This window comes from Chryseobacterium sp. GM_Chr_2 (assembly GCF_026540445.1).
GTDB lineage: Bacteria > Bacteroidota > Bacteroidia > Flavobacteriales > Weeksellaceae > Chryseobacterium.
In genome coordinates this window covers 78,245-95,051 of sequence record NZ_JALNUD010000007.1, presented here as the reverse complement: position 1 = coordinate 95,051, position 16,807 = coordinate 78,245, and the positions used below count along the sequence as shown (strand labels likewise).

18 protein-coding genes are annotated in these 16,807 nt (G+C 35.1%); 11 read left to right on the top strand and 7 right to left on the bottom strand.

The annotated features are described in order from the left end of the window. Window positions 1–30: 30 nt before the first annotated feature. Window positions 31–774, bottom strand: a complete 744-nt coding sequence (locus OXQ85_RS12345; RefSeq protein ID WP_267404970.1) for a metallophosphoesterase — start codon at window positions 772–774, stop codon at window positions 31–33. Window positions 775–1,073: 299 nt separating this feature from the next. Here OXQ85_RS12345 and OXQ85_RS12340 point away from each other — a divergent pair, with 299 nt between their 5' ends. The 4 genes from OXQ85_RS12340 to OXQ85_RS12325 all read left to right on the top strand — a co-directional run bounded on the left by OXQ85_RS12340 (window position 1,074) and on the right by OXQ85_RS12325 (window position 4,065). Continuing rightward, window positions 1,074–1,688 (top strand): NAD(P)H-dependent oxidoreductase, encoded by a 615-nt coding sequence (locus OXQ85_RS12340; protein WP_267404968.1) that lies wholly within the window; start codon window positions 1,074–1,076, stop codon window positions 1,686–1,688. Beyond that, window positions 1,688–1,975, top strand: a complete 288-nt coding sequence (locus tag OXQ85_RS12335; RefSeq protein WP_267404966.1) for a putative quinol monooxygenase — start codon at window positions 1,688–1,690, stop codon at window positions 1,973–1,975. Before OXQ85_RS12340 ends, OXQ85_RS12335 begins: the two co-directional genes overlap by 1 nt. 151 nt (window positions 1,976–2,126) lie before the next feature. Beyond that, a complete protein-coding gene (locus OXQ85_RS12330) occupies window positions 2,127–2,879 on the top strand; it encodes a type 1 glutamine amidotransferase domain-containing protein (RefSeq protein ID WP_267404965.1) in 753 nt (250 codons plus the stop codon). 202 nt (window positions 2,880–3,081) lie between these two features. After that, a complete protein-coding gene (locus OXQ85_RS12325) occupies window positions 3,082–4,065 on the top strand; it encodes an aldo/keto reductase (protein WP_267404963.1) in 984 nt (327 codons plus the stop codon). Window positions 4,066–4,165: 100 nt separating this feature from the next. On the opposite strand, the gene OXQ85_RS12320 is transcribed toward OXQ85_RS12325, so the two are convergent. The 3 genes from OXQ85_RS12320 to OXQ85_RS12310 form a co-directional block, all read right to left on the bottom strand. Next, entirely contained in the window at window positions 4,166–4,609 is a 444-nt protein-coding gene (locus OXQ85_RS12320; RefSeq protein WP_267404961.1) for a carboxymuconolactone decarboxylase family protein, read from the bottom strand. A 48-nt stretch (window positions 4,610–4,657) separates the two neighbouring features. Next, window positions 4,658–5,080, bottom strand: coding sequence for a DoxX family protein (locus tag OXQ85_RS12315; RefSeq protein WP_267404959.1), 423 nt, complete (start codon window positions 5,078–5,080; stop codon window positions 4,658–4,660). A gap of 63 nt (window positions 5,081–5,143) precedes the next feature. Next, window positions 5,144–5,716 carry a Crp/Fnr family transcriptional regulator gene (locus tag OXQ85_RS12310; RefSeq protein ID WP_267404957.1) on the bottom strand — a complete coding sequence of 191 codons (573 nt, stop codon included), beginning with the start codon at window positions 5,714–5,716 and terminating at the stop codon, window positions 5,144–5,146. Between the two features lie 69 nt (window positions 5,717–5,785). Between OXQ85_RS12310 and OXQ85_RS12305 the strand changes: the two genes are divergently transcribed. The 4 genes from OXQ85_RS12305 to OXQ85_RS12290 all read left to right on the top strand — a co-directional run bounded on the left by OXQ85_RS12305 (window position 5,786) and on the right by OXQ85_RS12290 (window position 9,834). After that, the gene (locus OXQ85_RS12305) at window positions 5,786–6,151 is read left to right on the top strand and encodes a DUF1304 domain-containing protein (RefSeq protein WP_267405084.1); all 366 of its coding nucleotides are present in this window, start codon (window positions 5,786–5,788) and stop codon (window positions 6,149–6,151) included. A 747-nt stretch (window positions 6,152–6,898) separates the two neighbouring features. Continuing rightward, window positions 6,899–8,149, top strand: a complete 1,251-nt coding sequence (locus tag OXQ85_RS12300) for a glycine betaine/L-proline ABC transporter ATP-binding protein (RefSeq protein WP_267404956.1) — start codon at window positions 6,899–6,901, stop codon at window positions 8,147–8,149. Between the two features lies 1 nt (window position 8,150). Further along, window positions 8,151–8,978 (top strand): proline/glycine betaine ABC transporter permease, encoded by an 828-nt coding sequence (locus OXQ85_RS12295; RefSeq protein WP_267404954.1) that lies wholly within the window; start codon window positions 8,151–8,153, stop codon window positions 8,976–8,978. A 1-nt stretch (window position 8,979) separates the two neighbouring features. Continuing rightward, window positions 8,980–9,834: a glycine betaine ABC transporter substrate-binding protein gene (locus OXQ85_RS12290; protein WP_267404952.1), complete on the top strand. Its 855-nt coding sequence runs from the start codon at window positions 8,980–8,982 to the stop codon at window positions 9,832–9,834. 110 nt (window positions 9,835–9,944) lie between these two features. On the opposite strand, the gene OXQ85_RS12285 is transcribed toward OXQ85_RS12290, so the two are convergent. Beyond that, the gene (locus tag OXQ85_RS12285; protein WP_267404950.1) at window positions 9,945–10,325 is read right to left on the bottom strand and encodes a helix-turn-helix domain-containing protein; all 381 of its coding nucleotides are present in this window, start codon (window positions 10,323–10,325) and stop codon (window positions 9,945–9,947) included. A gap of 92 nt (window positions 10,326–10,417) precedes the next feature. On the opposite strand from OXQ85_RS12285, the gene OXQ85_RS12280 reads away from it, so the two are divergent. Next, window positions 10,418–10,888, top strand: coding sequence for a cupin domain-containing protein (locus OXQ85_RS12280; RefSeq protein ID WP_267404948.1), 471 nt, complete (start codon window positions 10,418–10,420; stop codon window positions 10,886–10,888). A 74-nt stretch (window positions 10,889–10,962) separates the two neighbouring features. Here the strand turns inward: OXQ85_RS12280 and OXQ85_RS12275 are convergent, their stop codons facing one another. Both OXQ85_RS12275 and OXQ85_RS12270 read right to left on the bottom strand, forming a co-directional pair. Then, window positions 10,963–11,430: a thioredoxin fold domain-containing protein gene (locus tag OXQ85_RS12275; RefSeq protein ID WP_267404947.1), complete on the bottom strand. Its 468-nt coding sequence runs from the start codon at window positions 11,428–11,430 to the stop codon at window positions 10,963–10,965. Window positions 11,431–11,511: 81 nt separating this feature from the next. Then, the gene (locus OXQ85_RS12270) at window positions 11,512–13,584 is read right to left on the bottom strand and encodes a TonB-dependent receptor (protein ID WP_267404946.1); all 2,073 of its coding nucleotides are present in this window, start codon (window positions 13,582–13,584) and stop codon (window positions 11,512–11,514) included. A 123-nt stretch (window positions 13,585–13,707) separates the two neighbouring features. Between OXQ85_RS12270 and OXQ85_RS12265 the strand changes: the two genes are divergently transcribed. Together OXQ85_RS12265 and OXQ85_RS12260 are read left to right on the top strand one after the other, a co-directional pair. Continuing rightward, entirely contained in the window at window positions 13,708–14,862 is a 1,155-nt protein-coding gene (locus OXQ85_RS12265) for a homogentisate 1,2-dioxygenase (RefSeq protein WP_267404945.1), read from the top strand. Window positions 14,863–15,041: 179 nt separating this feature from the next. After that, on the top strand, window positions 15,042–16,550 hold the full coding sequence (locus OXQ85_RS12260) for a succinate CoA transferase (RefSeq protein WP_267404944.1): 1,509 nt from the start codon (window positions 15,042–15,044) through the stop codon (window positions 16,548–16,550). Window positions 16,551–16,807 lie beyond the last annotated feature (257 nt).

Sequence of the window (16,807 nt, the reverse complement as noted above, 5' to 3'; positions counted from 1 at the left end):
TCACTTTTCTGATACAAAATTACAAAATAATCAGATTACTGATAATTTTTCATTTCTCAAAAACGAAGCATAATAATTGGGAATCTCACTTTTCTCGATTTCAAGAGCAACTTCTTCAAGCGGATAATCTAACTGAATGATTTCGGGAGTAATTTTTTCTTCATCTAAAGTCAGGATTACATAAGAAGCCAATCGATTTTCTTCTCTCGAACGCCCGACAGAACCTCCATTTATTGCCCACTTTCCATCAAAATATTTTGTAAAAGACATGTGGGTATGCCCCATCAAAATAGCATCAGACTGAGATTCTTCCAACATATTTAGGAAAACCTCATCGTGTTCATTTTCATACAAATACGTATCATTACTTTCCAGACTGGAATGCACCAACTGAATATTCCAATGTTTTTTACCTACTTTATAATTTAACTTTAAATGAAAAGGTAATTCAGATAAATAGTTTTTATTCTCCTGAGTAATATATTTTTTAGAATGGTCGATTGCTAAAAACCTTGCAGCCGTTTCCTTTTCAGAATGTTTACTTAAAGGAATTACAGGAATGTCAAAAGCTATTCTTTCATCATGATTTCCCATAATACAAGGAATATTTTGGCTCCTTATTTTTTCAATTACTTCATTTCCCCAAGGTGCAAAATCCACAAGATCACCCAAACAGAACTTCTGCTGTATTCCTCTTTCTTCAATATTATTCAACACCACTTCCAATGCAGGAAGATTTCCGTGCACATCGCTAAAAACCGCAATCTGTATCATTTATCCTTCAATTTTAATAACAAATTTAGGAGACAGAAAATTATTCAGTTTAAAATGTAGTATGATTTTTGAACATATAACGGAGATTTAATAATGGCGAAAAGATGGAAGCTCGGAGCTCGGAGTTGGAAGTTATAACAATTAAAATTTCAGCCCAATCAAGCTTCCATCTTCCAGCATCCAACTTCCAAACCAAACAATCTATCATTTTTATAATACTTAAGTATAATTCATATTATTTTTATTATACAATACACCAACCTAACTTTGCATCATAAAATTTAAACAATCATACAACAATGAAAAAAGTATTAATCATCAACGGTGGACAAAATTTCGGACATTCCGGAGGAAAATATAATCAGACAATTGCAGAAAATACATTAGAAGTTTTAAAAAGCTTTGGAAATGTAGAAGTTAAAATCACAAACGTAAGCGAAAACTATGATAAACATGAAGAGGTTCAAAAGTTTGTTTGGGCAGATTATATTATTTATCACACGCCAATTTGGTGGTTTCAGTTACCGAATGGTTTGAAAAAATATATCGATGAAGTTTTCACAGCAGGTCATGCAAAAGGAATTTATATGAGTGACGGTAGAAAAGCAGATAATCCTACCATTAATTACGGAACCGGAGGAATGCTTGGTGGAAGAAAATATATGGTAACCACAAGCTGGAACGCTCCTGAAACTGCTTTCACGCTTCCCGGAGAATTTTTTAATGAAACAAGTGTAGATAACGGACCGTTATTTGGTTTCCACAGAATGAATGCCTTTGTTTCTTTAGAAAAAATGGAAAGTTTTCACTTTCATGATGTAGAGAAAAATGCGAATATTGCACGTGATATGAAGCTTTACAGAGAACATCTTACTACCGTTTTTGAAAAAGAATTAAAACCACAATTAGCCTAATGAAAATTTATTTAACAGCTATAATTAAGGCAAAAGAAGAGCACAGAAACGAAGTTTTAGAGGTTCTTCAAAACATGGTAAAAGAAACCGTAAAAGAAGAAGCTAACGAATTGTACACGCTTCACCAAGGAATTGAAGACAAAAACCAATTTATTTTTTATGAAATCTGGAAAAATAAAGAAGGCTTGGAGCAACACAATCAACAACCTTATATCCAAGCTTTTGGAGCTTTGGTTGATGAAAAGTTACAGGAAAAACCTCAGATTTATTTAACAGAAATTATTTAATTTTTACCGCAAAAGGCATAAAAGAACTGATTGAAAACAAAATTGCAAAAGTTTGCAAAACTTAAGTTTCAAGCTTTATTTGCTTTTGAAATTCTTAAACCAAATTAAAATCTTTTGATTCTTTTGCGGTAAAATATAAACATTCAAAATCATGAAAAAATTAGCATTTCTATTATTAGCCATCTTCACCATTGGATTTGTTCATGCACAAACCAAAAAATCTAAAAATATTAAAAAGAAAATCTTATTCGTTGTGACAAGTCATGACAAGAAAGGTGATACAGGCGAAGAAACCGGATATTATCTTGGCGAGGTTTCGCACCCGTGGGAAGTTCTTCACAAAGCAGGTTACGAAATCGATTTTGTAAGTCCGAAAGGAGGAACTCCTCCAGTTGACGGATTCGATTTGAAAGATCCTGTCAATAAAGAATTCTGGGAAAATAAAGAATACAAAAACAAAATCGATCATTCTTTGAAACCTTCGGAAGTTAATCCCAACAACTATTCTACCATATTTTATGCAGGAGGTCACGGTGCGATGTGGGATTTTGCAGACAACACAGAATTGTCGGCGATTGCTTCAAAAATTTACGAAAACGGAGGAATTGTAGCCGGAGTTTGTCACGGTCCCGCCGGTTTAGTGAATATCAAATTGAACAACGGTAAGTATCTCGTTGATGGTAAAAAAATCAACGCGTTTACCAATGAAGAAGAATCGGAAGTGAAACTAACGCACGTTGTCCTTTTCCTTTTGGAAGATAAATTGAAGGAAAGAGGAGCAAAATTTGAAAAATCAGGGCTTTGGCAGAATCATGTAGTGAGTGATCAAAGAGTGATTATGGGACAAAATCCTCAGTCTGCAAAAAGTGTTGGGGAAGCTATTTTAAAAGAATTAAATAAATAGAATCAAAATTTTTAACCGAATAAAATACAATGTCTTGTCTTTCTGAATGGAACAAAATGGAATGAAGAATCTTTAATAAAACAGCATAGATTCTTCCTTCGTTAGAATGACAAATACACTGCATATTACACAAATATTGAGAATATTTTTCAACAATTCTAAAATTAAAAATTTCAATTAAAAAAAATAAGACAAAAATAAAATGGAATATAGAAAATTAGGAAACACTGATCTTGAACTTTCAGTGATTACACACGGAGCGTTTGCCATCGGTGGAAATATGTGGGGAGGAAATGAAAAGCAAGATTCCATCAACTCAATCCATGCTTCTTTGGATAATGGCGTAACTTCAATTGATACTGCACCTTTTTATGGTTTCGGATTAAGTGAAGAGATGATCGGGGAAGCCATTAAAGGAAAAGATCGTTCAAAAATACAGTTGCTTACTAAATTCGGATTGGTTTGGGACGGAAGCAATAACGGAAAAGGAGAATTTTTCTTCGATGCAGAGGAAAATGGTAAAAAAATTCCTGTTTATAAATTTGCTTCAAAAGAGAATATCATCAAGGAAGTTGAGGAAAGTTTAAAAAGATTGGGAACAGATTATATCGATCTTTTACAATTGCACTGGCCGGATGCAACAACTCCAATCAGTGAAACGATGGAAGCTTTGGAATTGCTGATTCAACAAGGAAAAATCAGAACCGCAGGTGTGAGCAATTATTCTGTTGAACAAATGGAAGAAGCGAATAAAACATTGAAATTGGCGAGTAATCAAGTTTCATACAGTATGCTGAACCGTGTAATTGAAAATGATTTGGTTCCTTATTCTTTGGAAAACAATTCCGGAATTATTGTATATAGCCCGATGGAAAGAGGATTGTTGACCGGAAAATATTTTAAAGACAATAAACTAAAAGAAGACGATCACAGAAACGGATATTTTTCGCAGTTTGATTTGAATAAAGTAAAAAATTTCTTAGACAAAATAGAACCGATTGCTCAGGAAAAAGGAGCTACTCTGTCTCAGTTAGTTTTACGCTGGACAACTCTACAACCAGCCATCACAGTGGTTTTAGCAGGAGCAAGAAACGCTCAACAGGCCATTGAAAATGCCAAAGCAATATATTTCGACTTATCTCAGGAAGAGCTGAATTTTATTACGACAGAGTTAGCACAACTTTAATATTTTTAAAATTTGTCATCATCATGACATTATAATAAGGTAAAACGCTTCTCAATATTGAGAAGCGTTTTCGTTAATAACTTTAAAATAAATAGAAGGATTATTTTGCAATCGGCATATGAGTGCTTATTGCAATTCTGTTCCATGAATTAATCGTGATAATAGCCATGATGATTTGGGCAATTTGGCTTTCATCAAACAATTGTTTTGCTTTTTGAAAAGTTTCTTCTGTTAATCCTTTTTGGCTGATCAACGTAATTTCTTCTGTCATCGCCAATAAAACCTGTTCTTCTTCAGTATACAGCTCCGAAGCCTCTCTCCACGCGTTCAAAAGGTAAATTCTCTGTGGCGTTTCACCATATTTTACCGCATCTTTCGTGTGCATATCCAGACAGAAAGCACATCCGTTGATCTGTGACGCTCTGATCTTAATTAATTCTTTCTGAGTATGGTTTAATGAAGTCGTTTGGAGGTAACCTTCCAATCCAAACATAGCTTTATATGCAGCTTTATCAATAGCCGCCATATCAAATCTTGCGCTCATAATATTTTATATTTTTAGTTAATTTGTTACGATCTATTATCTATCAGTCTATGATCTATCATCTAAAGAAAAAGAATATTTTTCCTGACTCGCCAATAAAAATGCTCCTGCACTTCCCACCCAAACCGAATAATCCAAAGGCGCTTTCACTCCTAATGCCATCGTCATCGATAAAGCGAAAATGAGTAATAAAAATCCGGCGCCGTAGGCAGCAATTTTAGTTTTAAAACCTAAAATCAACATCAACGGAATAAGAATTTCCAGGAAAGTTGCGACATACGCTGAAACAGTTCCTAAATTTTCAGGAAGAAAAAAAGTTAATTGTTTTGTATATTTTTCAAAATTCTCCCAGTTTCCCCAGGCAGAATTTTTGCCCCAAAATCCGAATCGGTCAGCAACTGCAGAAAGCATCGTTACAGAGATGGCAAGTCTTAAAAATAATTGCGGGAATAGAACCTTTTTGTCTGTCATGATACTGGCTTTTAATTACATGACAAAGTTCTGAATTATAAATCGTAAAAATCTTAAACTGGTTTAAGAACGTAATTTTGCTCTGATTTCACTTAAATATTCTGGAGTAAAACCTAAAAAAGAAGCAATTAAATATTGAGGAATGCGTTGAATAAACCACGGATACAGTGTACTGAAATGTACGTACAACTCTTCTCTCGTCATTTCATACAAATAACGGATTCGTCTTTCTGAAGCTGCATAAGCCCTTTGGTAAATCATTCTGAAATATCGTTCCATCACAGGATGTTTTCGCAACAATTCTTCCTGAGTTGACAAATCAATCTCCAAAACAATAGATTTTTCAACTGCCTGAATGCAAAAATCAGATTTAAATTGCCTTTCATAAGCAAAAGTATCGGTGATCCACCAATTTTCGATGGCAAATTCCGTAGTTTGCTCAGTTCCTTTTTCATTGACAAAAAACTTTCTCAGGCACCCCTTCACAACAAAATACATAGATTTACAAATTTCACCATCTATCATAAAATTATGTTTCTTTTTAACTTCTACCACTCGGAAAAAAGTTAGAATTGAAGCAAACTCTTCGTCATTAATGCTAATAAACTTGTCCAGATGCGCTTTGAAAGATTCCATTATTTTTGAAAATTGTGTAACCAAACTTAACTTTATTTTTTTAGTTTTACAATGACAAAACAGTACATCATGGAAATTGTAGCCAAAATTCTTATCGCCGTTGTAGCCATCGAACATCTTTATATTCTCTGGATGGAAATGTTTGCGTGGGAAACCAAAGGGAAAGAAGTTTTCAAAGCAGCTTTACCTGCGGAAATGTTCAAACCGACTAAAGGTTTGGCTGCTAATCAGGGGCTTTATAATGGCTTTTTGTCCGCCGGATTAATCTGGTCTTTCTTCATTGAAGACCCGAAATGGCAAACCAATATTGCCCTATTCTTCTTAAGTTGCGTTGCCATTGCCGGAATTTATGGTGCTGTTTCTGCCACTAAAAAGATATTTTTTGTTCAGGCACTTCCTGCTATTTTAGCAATTATTGCCGTTTTGCTGAAATAATTTAGATTTCATTTTACTCAATATAGAAGCTACTTACACTTTTATTTAAAGCTAATTTCAAGTTCTTCGCTTTGATGATCTATTTAAGCATTGTTAAAATTTCACAACGTTTGTCATCCTGTAAGGATCTCAACGTGAATCTTTTTATTGTAATTTCTAATACTATGCTTAGATCCCTACGGGATGACAAAATTACGGGAAATAAACAGTAGTTTTCATAGCTTTCAAATCAAATTCAAACATAATATATATTTTTATTTACAAATTTTCTTGATTTTTGATTAAAATTAACATCAAAATCCAACTTACTATTTACCATTGATATTCAGTATTTTACAGCCTTAAAAATTCATTTAATATTAAATTCGTAAATTTGCATCGCTAATAAAAAATGAGAGCATTGCTTTTTACTATTGGCCTGCATTTTGATAAAATGTAGAAATTCAAGTTGTTCAGTACAAATACCTGTTTAATTATCTTTATTGATAATTTATTTTTGAAAATCTATTTAAAAGACTTTCTTTTTTCATGATATGCTCTTCTTCAAGAGTAAAATCTGTATGAAATATAAATGTCGCATCAGACTTCTGGTCTTTTGCCGATTTTTATTTTTCATATATCATTTTTAATTAAAACTCAATACAGGACGGTACTTTTCGACATTGTATAAGAATATAGATTATACGTTTAATCTGTATTTTAAATTATTTGTAAATTGAAGTCAATCACATGCAAAAAAACTCTGATATGGATAAAATTGAAAATAACAGAAAAGTAAAACTGAAAGTCGAAGATCTCACGATTATTTTCGGTAAACAAAAAGAGAAAGCAATGGAACTTCTCGATAAAGGCTTTTCTAAAAAAGAAATCCTTGAAAAAACAGGTTGTACCGTCGGAATCAACAAAGCCAATTTTGAAATCTATGAAGGCGAATTCTTCGTCATCATGGGACTTTCCGGAAGTGGAAAATCTACGTTGTTACGTTGCCTAAACAGATTAAACGAACCTACTTCGGGAAAAGTTTACATTAACGACGATAATATTACCGATAAAAATAACAAAGACCTGCTGGAAGTAAGAAGAACGGAAATGAGCATGGTTTTCCAGAAATTCGGACTCCTTCCCCATCACACTGTTTTAAGCAATGCTGCTTTCGGACTGGAAATCCGTGGTGAAGATAAAGCTTCGCGTGAAGAAAAAGCACAGAAAGCATTAGATATTGTCGGATTAAATGGTTTTGAAAATCAGTATCCTTCTCAATTGTCCGGTGGGATGCAGCAGAGAGTTGGTTTGGCAAGAGCTTTGGCCAATGATCCTGAAGTTCTGCTGATGGATGAAGCTTTTTCAGCACTCGACCCACTGATAAAATCTGAAATGCAGGATCAAATGCTTGAGCTTCAAGATACGCTGCAAAAAACTATTGTTTTTATCACCCATGATTTGGATGAAGCCATCAAAATCGGCGATCGAATCGTTATTATGAAAGATGGAGTCATTGAGCAAATTGGTACTGCGGAAGATATTTTAACCAATCCGGCAAGTGATTATGTGAAAGCTTTCGTGGAAAAAGTAGATCGTAAAACGATTATCACCGCCAAATCTTTAATGTTTGATAAACCAACGGTTGTACGTTTCAGAAAAGACGGTCCCGAAGGTGCTTTGAGAAAAATGAGAGCAACAGGTCTGGAAACTTTACCCGTTGTTGATTTTCAGAATAAATTTCTCGGCTTTGTAACCCTCGGCGATATTATGATGATTGCCCGAAGGAAAGAACCTACTGTGGAATCTGTGATTAACAGTAACGTTCCTTCTGTACTTAAAGATGCCACCGTTGAAGAAATGCTGCCATTGATTTCAGGAAGTAAATCTGCGATTGCCGTTGTAGACGAAAACAATAAATTCCTGGGCTTGGTAACGCAATTATCTTTGGTGATAGAAGCCACAAAGTTTAACGAAGAAGAAATTATTGAATTAAAAGAAATCGCAAACAACCAATAAGATGAATAAAATTATAGATATAGGCCAATATGTAGAAACTGGTATAAATTGGCTCACAAAACACGGAAAACCTGTATTTGATGTTATAAAAAACGTAGGGAACTCTTCTATTTTAGGAATAGAATGGGTTTTGGTAAACACTCCTTTTTATGTTATAATTCTACTTTTTACCTTACTAGCCTTATGGAAAGCCGGAAAAGGAACCGCTATAATGACGGCCGCCGGACTTACCCTGATCTTTTTAATGGGATTTTGGAAAGAAACCATGGAAACCCTGGCGCTTATTTTTGTATCAACACTTACCGCACTGATATTGTCCGTTCCGTTGGGAATCTGGGCCGCAAAAAATAAATTTGCCGCGAAAATTATTCGTCCGATGTTGGATTTAATGCAAACCATGCCTGCATTCGTTTATCTGATTCCTGCCGTATTATTTTTCAGTATCGGTAAAGTTCCGGGAGCATTTGCCACAATTATTTTTGCAATGCCGCCCGCAGTTCGTTTAACGACATTAGGAATTGATGCCGTTCCGAAAGATATTGTAGAAGCCGCAAGAGCATTTGGAGCTACCAACCGACAAATTTTGTTTAAAGTTGAACTTCCTTTAGCCACAAAAACCATTTTGGCAGGAGTCAATCAAACCATATTATTATCATTGTCCATGGTGGTAATCGCCGGAATGATCGCCGCAGGAGGGTTGGGTGAAAAAGTATTGGAAGGAATTAATAATCTGGATATCGGATTAGGGTTTGAAAGTGGTTTATCTGTCGTGATTTTAGCCATTATTCTCGACCGTATTACCCAAGGATTTGTAAAGAAAAAACAATAATATGAAAAAAATAAAATACCTGATATTGGCTTTATTGATCGCTGTTTTAGGATTATTTAATTCATGTGAAAAATTAAAAAATTCTAAATACATCACCATCGGAATGGTAGATGGCTGGGCAGAAGATGTAGCCATGACGCACGTTGCCAAAGCTATTTTGGATGAACAAGGTTATCACGTGATCATTCAGAAAGCATCAACAGATATGATCTTAGCTTCGATGAATAATGAAGACACCGATCTTTTCATGGGTGTATGGCTTCCGTTTACGCACGCCGCAAAAGTGGCGAAGTTTCCTGAATTAAAACCTTTGGGAACCAATTATAACGGCGGAAAAATAGGTTTGGTGGTTCCTGATTATGTTCCGATACACTCTATTGAAGAACTGAAGGCGCATAAAGATCAATTCAGACACCGAATTATAGGAATTGAAAAAGGAGCAGGAATGACATCGGCAACCGATAAAGTTATTATCGATTATAAACTGGATTATCAACAGATCAACTCTTCTACGATTGCTATGATCACCGAGCTTCAGAATGCCATTAAACGTAAAGAATGGATTGTAGTCGCTGGATGGCAGCCGCATTGGATGTTTGGAAAGATGAAACTTAAATTTCTGGAAGACCCGAAAAAAACATACGGTGAAGCTGAACAAATTAAAACCTACAGTCGAAAAAGCTTTGGTAAAGATCATCCTGAATTAGCAGCTTTCTTTTCTAAAGTGCATTTTGATGATGCCAATATGACTGATCTTTTAACCAAAATGGAAGACAGTAAAGATAAAGAAGCCACTGCAAAAAAATGGGTGGAAGATCATCCTCAACTTATAAAAAGTTGGTTAGATAAAAATTAATTTTAAAATTTCTCTCGCAGATTTTGCGGATAACGCAGATTTTTGAAAAACCATCTGTTACATTAGCTTAATCTGCGAGAGATTTTATTTTTAAATCAAAAAACTAATCATCAGGAACCCATCGAATCTTTAATTTTTTCTCTGTGAATCAAGCCCCAATTCACCAAAGTTTCGGTGACAGGAAAAACAGATTTTCCATATTCCGTCACGGCATACGTAACTGTAATTGGTTTTGTATCCTGAATCGTTCTTGTAATTAAAAGATTCATTTCTAATTCTTTCAGCTCTTTACTTAACATTTTTGCGGAAATCCCCTCAATGCCACGCTGCAATTTTTTAAAATGAATTTGCTGATCGGTTCTGTTGGTTAAATATCTTAAGATCATCAGTTTCCACTTTCCGCCTAAAACATCCAGACTGTCGCGCATCGCAAACAATTCTTCGGTACAGGTAGCCGGTCTTTCCACGCCATTTTCAATAATATTTGCCATGATAGTTACTTTAAAGTTACTAGTTACCAATAGTTAACTAGTAGCAAATATAAACTATTCACAGATTATTTTTGTTTCCTAAATTTTAATACATGAATACAATCCCCAGAAGAATTATCACCGGAATAAAAGACGGAAAATCGGTTATCGTTGAAGATGAAATCGTAAAAAATGCGGTAGAACATTTCCCGAATCTTATCATTTCTGATGTCTGGAACACCCAGCAAATGCCTGCAAGTTTAGATCTTGAAAGCCAGATTCCTAATACAGGATTTCCACAAACTCCGAAAAACGGAACGTATTTCAGACATGTTTCTATTCCGCCTGATAAAGATTTAGGAGTAGAAGTGAAAACCGGAGAACCTCATCCGATGATGCACAAAACGCAGACATTAGATTATATCATTATCCTTTCCGGAGAATTATATCTGATCATGGAAGAAGGCGAAACGCTGTTGAAACCAGGAGATATTGTCATTCAAAGAGGAACTAATCATGCATGGAGCAACCGTGCAGATGAACCTTGCATTCAATTAGCTGTTTTAATTGATGCTGAAAAATAATATTCTCGCAGATTCGGCCGATTGTGAAGATGATCCTTCCTAAAAATCTGCGTGATCTGCAAAATCTGCGAGCACTAAAGATTTAAAATATCACTCAGCTTTTGCTTCAGATCTTTTGCTTTAAGCTGTCCTTCATGATAATCAATCAGGTTTTGATTTTTATCTAAAATAATCCACAACGGATAAACAGGCTGATTTTTATTTTTTGATAAAGCCAAAGCCAATTCGTGAATTCCGGAATTTCCGTTTGAAAGATAATTGAATTCTTTTCCCTGAAAATAGATTTTATCTTTTGTTTTTTCAGCTTCAAAATTGATAAAGTCAAAATTTTCATTGATGAGTTTAACCAAATCTTTATCCTTATTTAATTGGAAAAACTCAATCTTACAAATCGAACACCAGCTTGTATATAAATGAATAATGATCGGTTTAGGATTTTCTTTTTGCTGAATCTCCAAATCCGAAAAAGTGCCTGTTTTTATCTGTGAAAGACAAAAACATGGCACTAACATTAAAAATAAAAATATTGTTACAATTTTCATTTTGTATCATTTTTTCTACCACAAAAGATTTTCGAAACCTTTTTTCTAATCATTTCTTTTTCTATCTTTTACTTTAAATTATTATTTCAAAGTATATCTAAATCCCATAAATCCTCGGATTTTCTGCATCGGAGCATACCCGTAAGCCGTATCAAAAGTATAGTGATTCGGATTATTGATGGGATCATCAACATGTTTATCAAACGGATCAAACGGTCGCATTAGCGGATCTTTCGGGGTAAAATTGAACAGGTTTTTAATTCCGCAGTACACTTCAAATCCTGATTTGAAACTCTTTGAAACCTGAATATTGGCCAAAGTATAAAAAGGTGAATATTCCGGTCGGAAATCATTCTCTAAAACTGGCAAACGCATCGGTCCGTAAAATTGTCCTGTAAAATCTATCGTTAAATTATTCCTGAATTTGTATGTCAGATTGTATGTTCCACTCCATTTCGGCGCGTGAAGTTGTTGAACTTTACCTTCTTCCCCATCAAATTTCTGATAAACATCCAGATAAGTAACGCCTAAATTGATATTTAACGGAAAACTGAAACTGTAATCAAGATTCAGAGAAGCACCTCTTGAAATCCCGTAGCCATGAAGATTATCGTAAATAATTTTTTGAGGATCTGTATCAAAATCACCGACAATCTTATTACTGAAATAAGTATAAAAAGCAGAAGCATCCAAATTAATCAATCGGTCTCCTGCAGGGATTTTCCAGACATAATTCAAGTTTCCGTTAATCGATCTTTCAGGTTTTAAATTATCTTTAATCACCACATCACGCGAACCTGTCAACGCCGCATGATCTTCAGTAAATAAATTCACCACACGAAAACCTGTTCCGAAATTAAACCTCAGCGTATGATAAGGATTCGGGGAAAATTTCCATGCAAAACGAGGTGAATGAACAGCATGATGAATTCTGTCATAATCAAATCTGTAACCGAGCAATAACGTATTTTTCTCGTTAATTTCCCATTGATCCTGAACAAAAGCACCCCAAATCGGAGATTTCATAGGCTCATTGGTCAATCCGTCAGACGATAAAGTTCCCGGTGTGTTGTCATCATAAAAAGTTCTTTTAAGAGTTAAACCTACGATCAAATCATGATTTCCTAATTTTTTATCCCAATAAGTCTGTGCAAAACCTACTTTTTGAGTCGCGGTAAAAGGATTGGTTCCATAAAACGAATTCTGATCATGGAAATTATATGAAAACTGGGTCACAATATTCTCTTTCATCGGCCATTGATAGACCCCGAAAGCCTCTACCCTATTCGTATAAATACTTTCGCCATATACTTCATCGCTTCCTCGATAGGATTTATTCCATTGCATTTCACCTCCGAAACGGTCCTCATACAGATACCTCAAAGCAAAACTTGCCTGTCGGTTTTCCTTTCGTTTAAAATTCCATTTATTAAAAACTGAGATCCTGTTTTGCAAAGTGGCATCGGTAAAATTATCTTTATTTTCATCAAATCTCTTTTCAAAACTAAAGTAATTTAAACTCAATAAAGATGCTACATTTTTGCCTAAATTAAATTTCGTGGAAAGATCAATATTATTTTCGCTCCAGGTACTTGTCATCACATCAACGCTTAATTTGGGAGCCGTCAAGGCATTTTTAGTGATGATATTAATGACTCCGCCCATCGCTTCGGAGCCATAAATTGAAGAAGCCGGACCTTTTACCACTTCAATTCTATCAACCAAACTGTTCGGAATTCCACTTAAGCCGTAGACTGTAGAAAGTGAACTTACAATAGGCATTCCATCAATTAAAATCATCGTGTAAGGTCCTTCCAGTCCGTTGATGTGAATATCTCCTGTATTACAAACCGAACAATTCAGCTGAGGTTTCACTCCATTCACCATCGAAATCGCTTCAAAAATACTCGGAGTCGGATTTTTCTGAAAGAATTTCTGGCTGTAAATCTCCACAGCCACAGGACTTTTCGACTTGCTTACAGGTTTTATCGTTCCTGTGATTACCACATCATCAATCAATTTGGTTTTGACTTCCTTCTTGTTTACAGTTTTTACCGAATCCTGTTTTATGGATTGATTTAAACTTAAACTATACGTTTCCTGAGAAAAACAGTAAGTGGATAAAAAGACAACAGAAAATAATATTCGCTTCATGAAATTAAAATTGTTAGACAAAACTAACAATTATTTTTAGAACGACAAAACTCAATGAAAAAATGTTTTTTATTTGAATTCATCAAAAAATATTAAATTTGAGAGTCAACATATAAAAGTAAAATGAGATATCATCAGTCGGGAAATATCCCACCAAAAAGACATACGATTTTCAAATCTCCTGAAGACAAATTTTACTATGAACAACTTTTCGGAACTGAAGGTTTTCATGGGATTTCTTCTTTATTATATCACATTCACCGTCCGACACAGATAAAATCTATTGGCGAACCAAAGGATGTGACCCCGAAAATCGTTGTTGAAAAGAATGTAACGCCTAGAATGTTTAAGGGAATGAATGTAACTCCCGAGGACGATTTTATGGATAGCCGAAAGTTTTTGATGGTAAATAACGACCTGAAAATGGGATTGTCGAAGCCAAGAAAATCGATGGATTATTTCTACAAAAATGCTGAATGTGACGAACTTTTATACGCGCACAGCGGAAGCGGAATTCTAAAAACTTTTGTGGGGAATTTAGAATTTTCGGTTGGTGATTATTTAATTATTCCGAGAGGAACGATCTATCAGGTGGAATTACGTTCTGATGATACTGTTTTCTTCGTGGTAGAAAGCCATTCGCCAATTTACACACCGAAAAGATACAGAAACGAATTCGGACAGTTATTAGAACATTCACCTTTCTGCGAAAGAGATATCATTGCCCCTACTTTTGTGGAGCCAAAAGATGAAAAAGGCGAATTTTTAATTAAAGTAAAAAAAGAAAACCAGATCACAGATTTCATTTATGCAACGCATCCATTCGATGTTGTAGGCTGGGACGGTTACTTTTATCCTTATAAATTCAATATCAAAAACTTTGAACCGATCACAGGAAGAATTCACCAACCGCCACCGGTTCATCAAACTTTTGAGGCACATAATTTTGTGGTTTGTTCGTTCTGTGCAAGAATGTACGATTATCATCCACAAGCCATTCCGGCACCTTACAATCATTCAAATATTGATTCTGATGAAGTTTTATTCTACACAGAAGGTGATTTTATGAGCCGTAACCACATTGATTTAATGGATTTTACCCTTCACCCTGGAGGAATCGTTCACGGACCGCATCCAGGAGCAATGGAAAGAAGTATCGGTAAAAAATTCACTGAAGAATATGCCGTGATGGTTGATCCTTTCCGCCCATTGAAATTAACGGAAGAAGCTTTGAAAGTAGAAGATCCTTCGTATAAAACTTCTTGGTTGGAAGAATAGAAATATCAGTTTAATCAACAACGAAAATTTATCATTAAAAATAATAGAAAAGATGCTTTAAATGCTTTATTTAGAGCATCTTTTTCCGTATTTTTGTAACATACGGTTAACATTTAATCATCATTATTTAAATGAAAAAAATATGTAGTTAATGATGGTTAAAATTAAATCAAAATTACATGTTAGAAAGAATCAGATTAGAAAGTCTCCGCCAGAAAGTTACGACTGTGGAAGACGCTGTTAAGATTATTAAAGACGGTATGACAGTTGGCTCCAGCGGATTTACAAAGGCGGGCGACAGCAAGGCAATTTTACCCGCACTGGCAGAAAGAGGTAAAACCGAAGATATCAAGATTACGTTGATGACAGGTGCTTCTCTTGGGCACGGAACCGATGGAAAGTTAGCAGAAGCCAATGTTTTAAAAAAGAGAATGCCTTTTCAGGTAGATCCTATTTTAAGAAACAAGATCAACAATGGTGAAATCCTTTTCATCGATCAGCATTTGAGCGAAAGTGCAGAGCTTCTTCACACCAAAAACCTACAAAGCATAGATGTTGCCGTGATTGAAGCGGCTTATATCGAAAGAGACGGAAGTATTGTTCCGACAACTTCGGTAGGAAATTCGGTGACTTTTGCAGCGATGGCTAAAAAAGTGATTATCGAGATCAATACGGAAGTTCCTGAGGAAGTTTATGGTATTCACGATATTTATCAGGCAGAAGATTATCCTTTCAGAAATGTGATCCCGATTGTGGCTCCGTGGAACAAAATCGGAAGAAAAAGTATACCTGTAGATCCTAATAAGATTGAAGCTATTGTTTTCACCAACCGTAAAGACAGTCCTGCCGATATTGCAGAACCGGATCAAAAAACAACTGCCATTGCCAAACATCTTCTTGCCTTCTTTGAAAATGAAGTGCAGTTAGGTCGTCTTACCGACAGACTTCTTCCGCTTCAAGCAGGTATCGGAAAAGTAGCCAATGCTGTTCTTACTGGCTTTAAAGACAGTAATTTCTATGATTTAACGATGTTTTCAGAAGTGCTTCAGGACAGCACATTTGATTTAATTGATTCTGGAAAATTGAGCTTTGCCTCGGCATCATCCATCACCGTTTCTCAGGAATGCTATGAAAGAGTTTTAGGAAATCTTTCAAAATATAAAGAAAAGTTTGTTTTAAGGCCTCAAAATATTTCCAATACTCCGGGATTGATCAGAAGATTGGGAGTCATTGCCATCAATACGGCGATAGAATTTGATATTTATGGAAACGTAAATTCAACCCACATCGGAGGAACAAAAATCATGAACGGAATCGGAGGTTCGGGAGATTTTGCGAGAAATGCTTACCTAAGTATTTTTGTGACTCAGGCAGCTTCGAAAGGAAATAATATTTCTCACGTTCTTCCAATGGTTTCCCACACCGATCATACGGAACATGATGTTGATATTTTGGTAACCGATGTTGGTTTAGCCGATTTGAGAGGTTTAGCACCAAGAGAAAGAGCTCAGAAGATCATTGATAATTGCGTTCATCCAGAATACCGAGAAGAATTGCAATCGTATTTCGACAGAGCTTGTGAAAGAGGCGGTCATACGCCACATTTGCTGGAAGAATCTTTCAGCTGGCATTTAAGATTTTCAGAAACCGGCAGCATGAAAAAACAGGTCGCTTCTGAAGTTTTATAATTAAAAATCAATTGTACGTTGACGATATAAAAGGACTGAGTGTAATGCACTTGGTCCTTTCTCATAATTAAACTGAGAAATTAAAACCTTCGAAAAAGAACTTAAGAACTCATAAGTATTGCGCATCCTGATGACAGAGAAATGTCGGAAAAAGCAGCTTACGAAAGATTTAAAAATTAATTTTTGATCTTTCCGTTTGTGATTTAACGGTATCAGAATTTAGAATTTTGGCAGTATTTTTGATCTATTGCTTCATA

What these genes read in the sequence shown, in the direction of transcription:
- OXQ85_RS12345 (WP_267404970.1), bottom strand. Translation starts at nt 774, where the DNA reads ATGATACAGATTGCGGTTTTTAGCGATGTGCACGGAAATCTTCCTGCA.
- OXQ85_RS12340 (WP_267404968.1), top strand. Translation starts at nt 1,074, where the DNA reads ATGAAAAAAGTATTAATCATCAACGGTGGACAAAATTTCGGACATTCC.
- OXQ85_RS12335 (WP_267404966.1), top strand. Translation starts at nt 1,688, where the DNA reads ATGAAAATTTATTTAACAGCTATAATTAAGGCAAAAGAAGAGCACAGA.
- OXQ85_RS12330 (WP_267404965.1), top strand. Translation starts at nt 2,127, where the DNA reads ATGAAAAAATTAGCATTTCTATTATTAGCCATCTTCACCATTGGATTT.
- OXQ85_RS12325 (WP_267404963.1), top strand. Translation starts at nt 3,082, where the DNA reads ATGGAATATAGAAAATTAGGAAACACTGATCTTGAACTTTCAGTGATT.
- OXQ85_RS12320 (WP_267404961.1), bottom strand. Translation starts at nt 4,609, where the DNA reads ATGAGCGCAAGATTTGATATGGCGGCTATTGATAAAGCTGCATATAAA.
- OXQ85_RS12315 (WP_267404959.1), bottom strand. Translation starts at nt 5,080, where the DNA reads ATGACAGACAAAAAGGTTCTATTCCCGCAATTATTTTTAAGACTTGCC.
- OXQ85_RS12310 (WP_267404957.1), bottom strand. Translation starts at nt 5,716, where the DNA reads ATGGAATCTTTCAAAGCGCATCTGGACAAGTTTATTAGCATTAATGAC.
- OXQ85_RS12305 (WP_267405084.1), top strand. Translation starts at nt 5,786, where the DNA reads ATGGAAATTGTAGCCAAAATTCTTATCGCCGTTGTAGCCATCGAACAT.
- OXQ85_RS12300 (WP_267404956.1), top strand. Translation starts at nt 6,899, where the DNA reads ATGGATAAAATTGAAAATAACAGAAAAGTAAAACTGAAAGTCGAAGAT.
- OXQ85_RS12295 (WP_267404954.1), top strand. Translation starts at nt 8,151, where the DNA reads ATGAATAAAATTATAGATATAGGCCAATATGTAGAAACTGGTATAAAT.
- OXQ85_RS12290 (WP_267404952.1), top strand. Translation starts at nt 8,980, where the DNA reads ATGAAAAAAATAAAATACCTGATATTGGCTTTATTGATCGCTGTTTTA.
- OXQ85_RS12285 (WP_267404950.1), bottom strand. Translation starts at nt 10,325, where the DNA reads ATGGCAAATATTATTGAAAATGGCGTGGAAAGACCGGCTACCTGTACC.
- OXQ85_RS12280 (WP_267404948.1), top strand. Translation starts at nt 10,418, where the DNA reads ATGAATACAATCCCCAGAAGAATTATCACCGGAATAAAAGACGGAAAA.
- OXQ85_RS12275 (WP_267404947.1), bottom strand. Translation starts at nt 11,430, where the DNA reads ATGAAAATTGTAACAATATTTTTATTTTTAATGTTAGTGCCATGTTTT.
- OXQ85_RS12270 (WP_267404946.1), bottom strand. Translation starts at nt 13,584, where the DNA reads ATGAAGCGAATATTATTTTCTGTTGTCTTTTTATCCACTTACTGTTTT.
- OXQ85_RS12265 (WP_267404945.1), top strand. Translation starts at nt 13,708, where the DNA reads ATGAGATATCATCAGTCGGGAAATATCCCACCAAAAAGACATACGATT.
- OXQ85_RS12260 (WP_267404944.1), top strand. Translation starts at nt 15,042, where the DNA reads ATGTTAGAAAGAATCAGATTAGAAAGTCTCCGCCAGAAAGTTACGACT.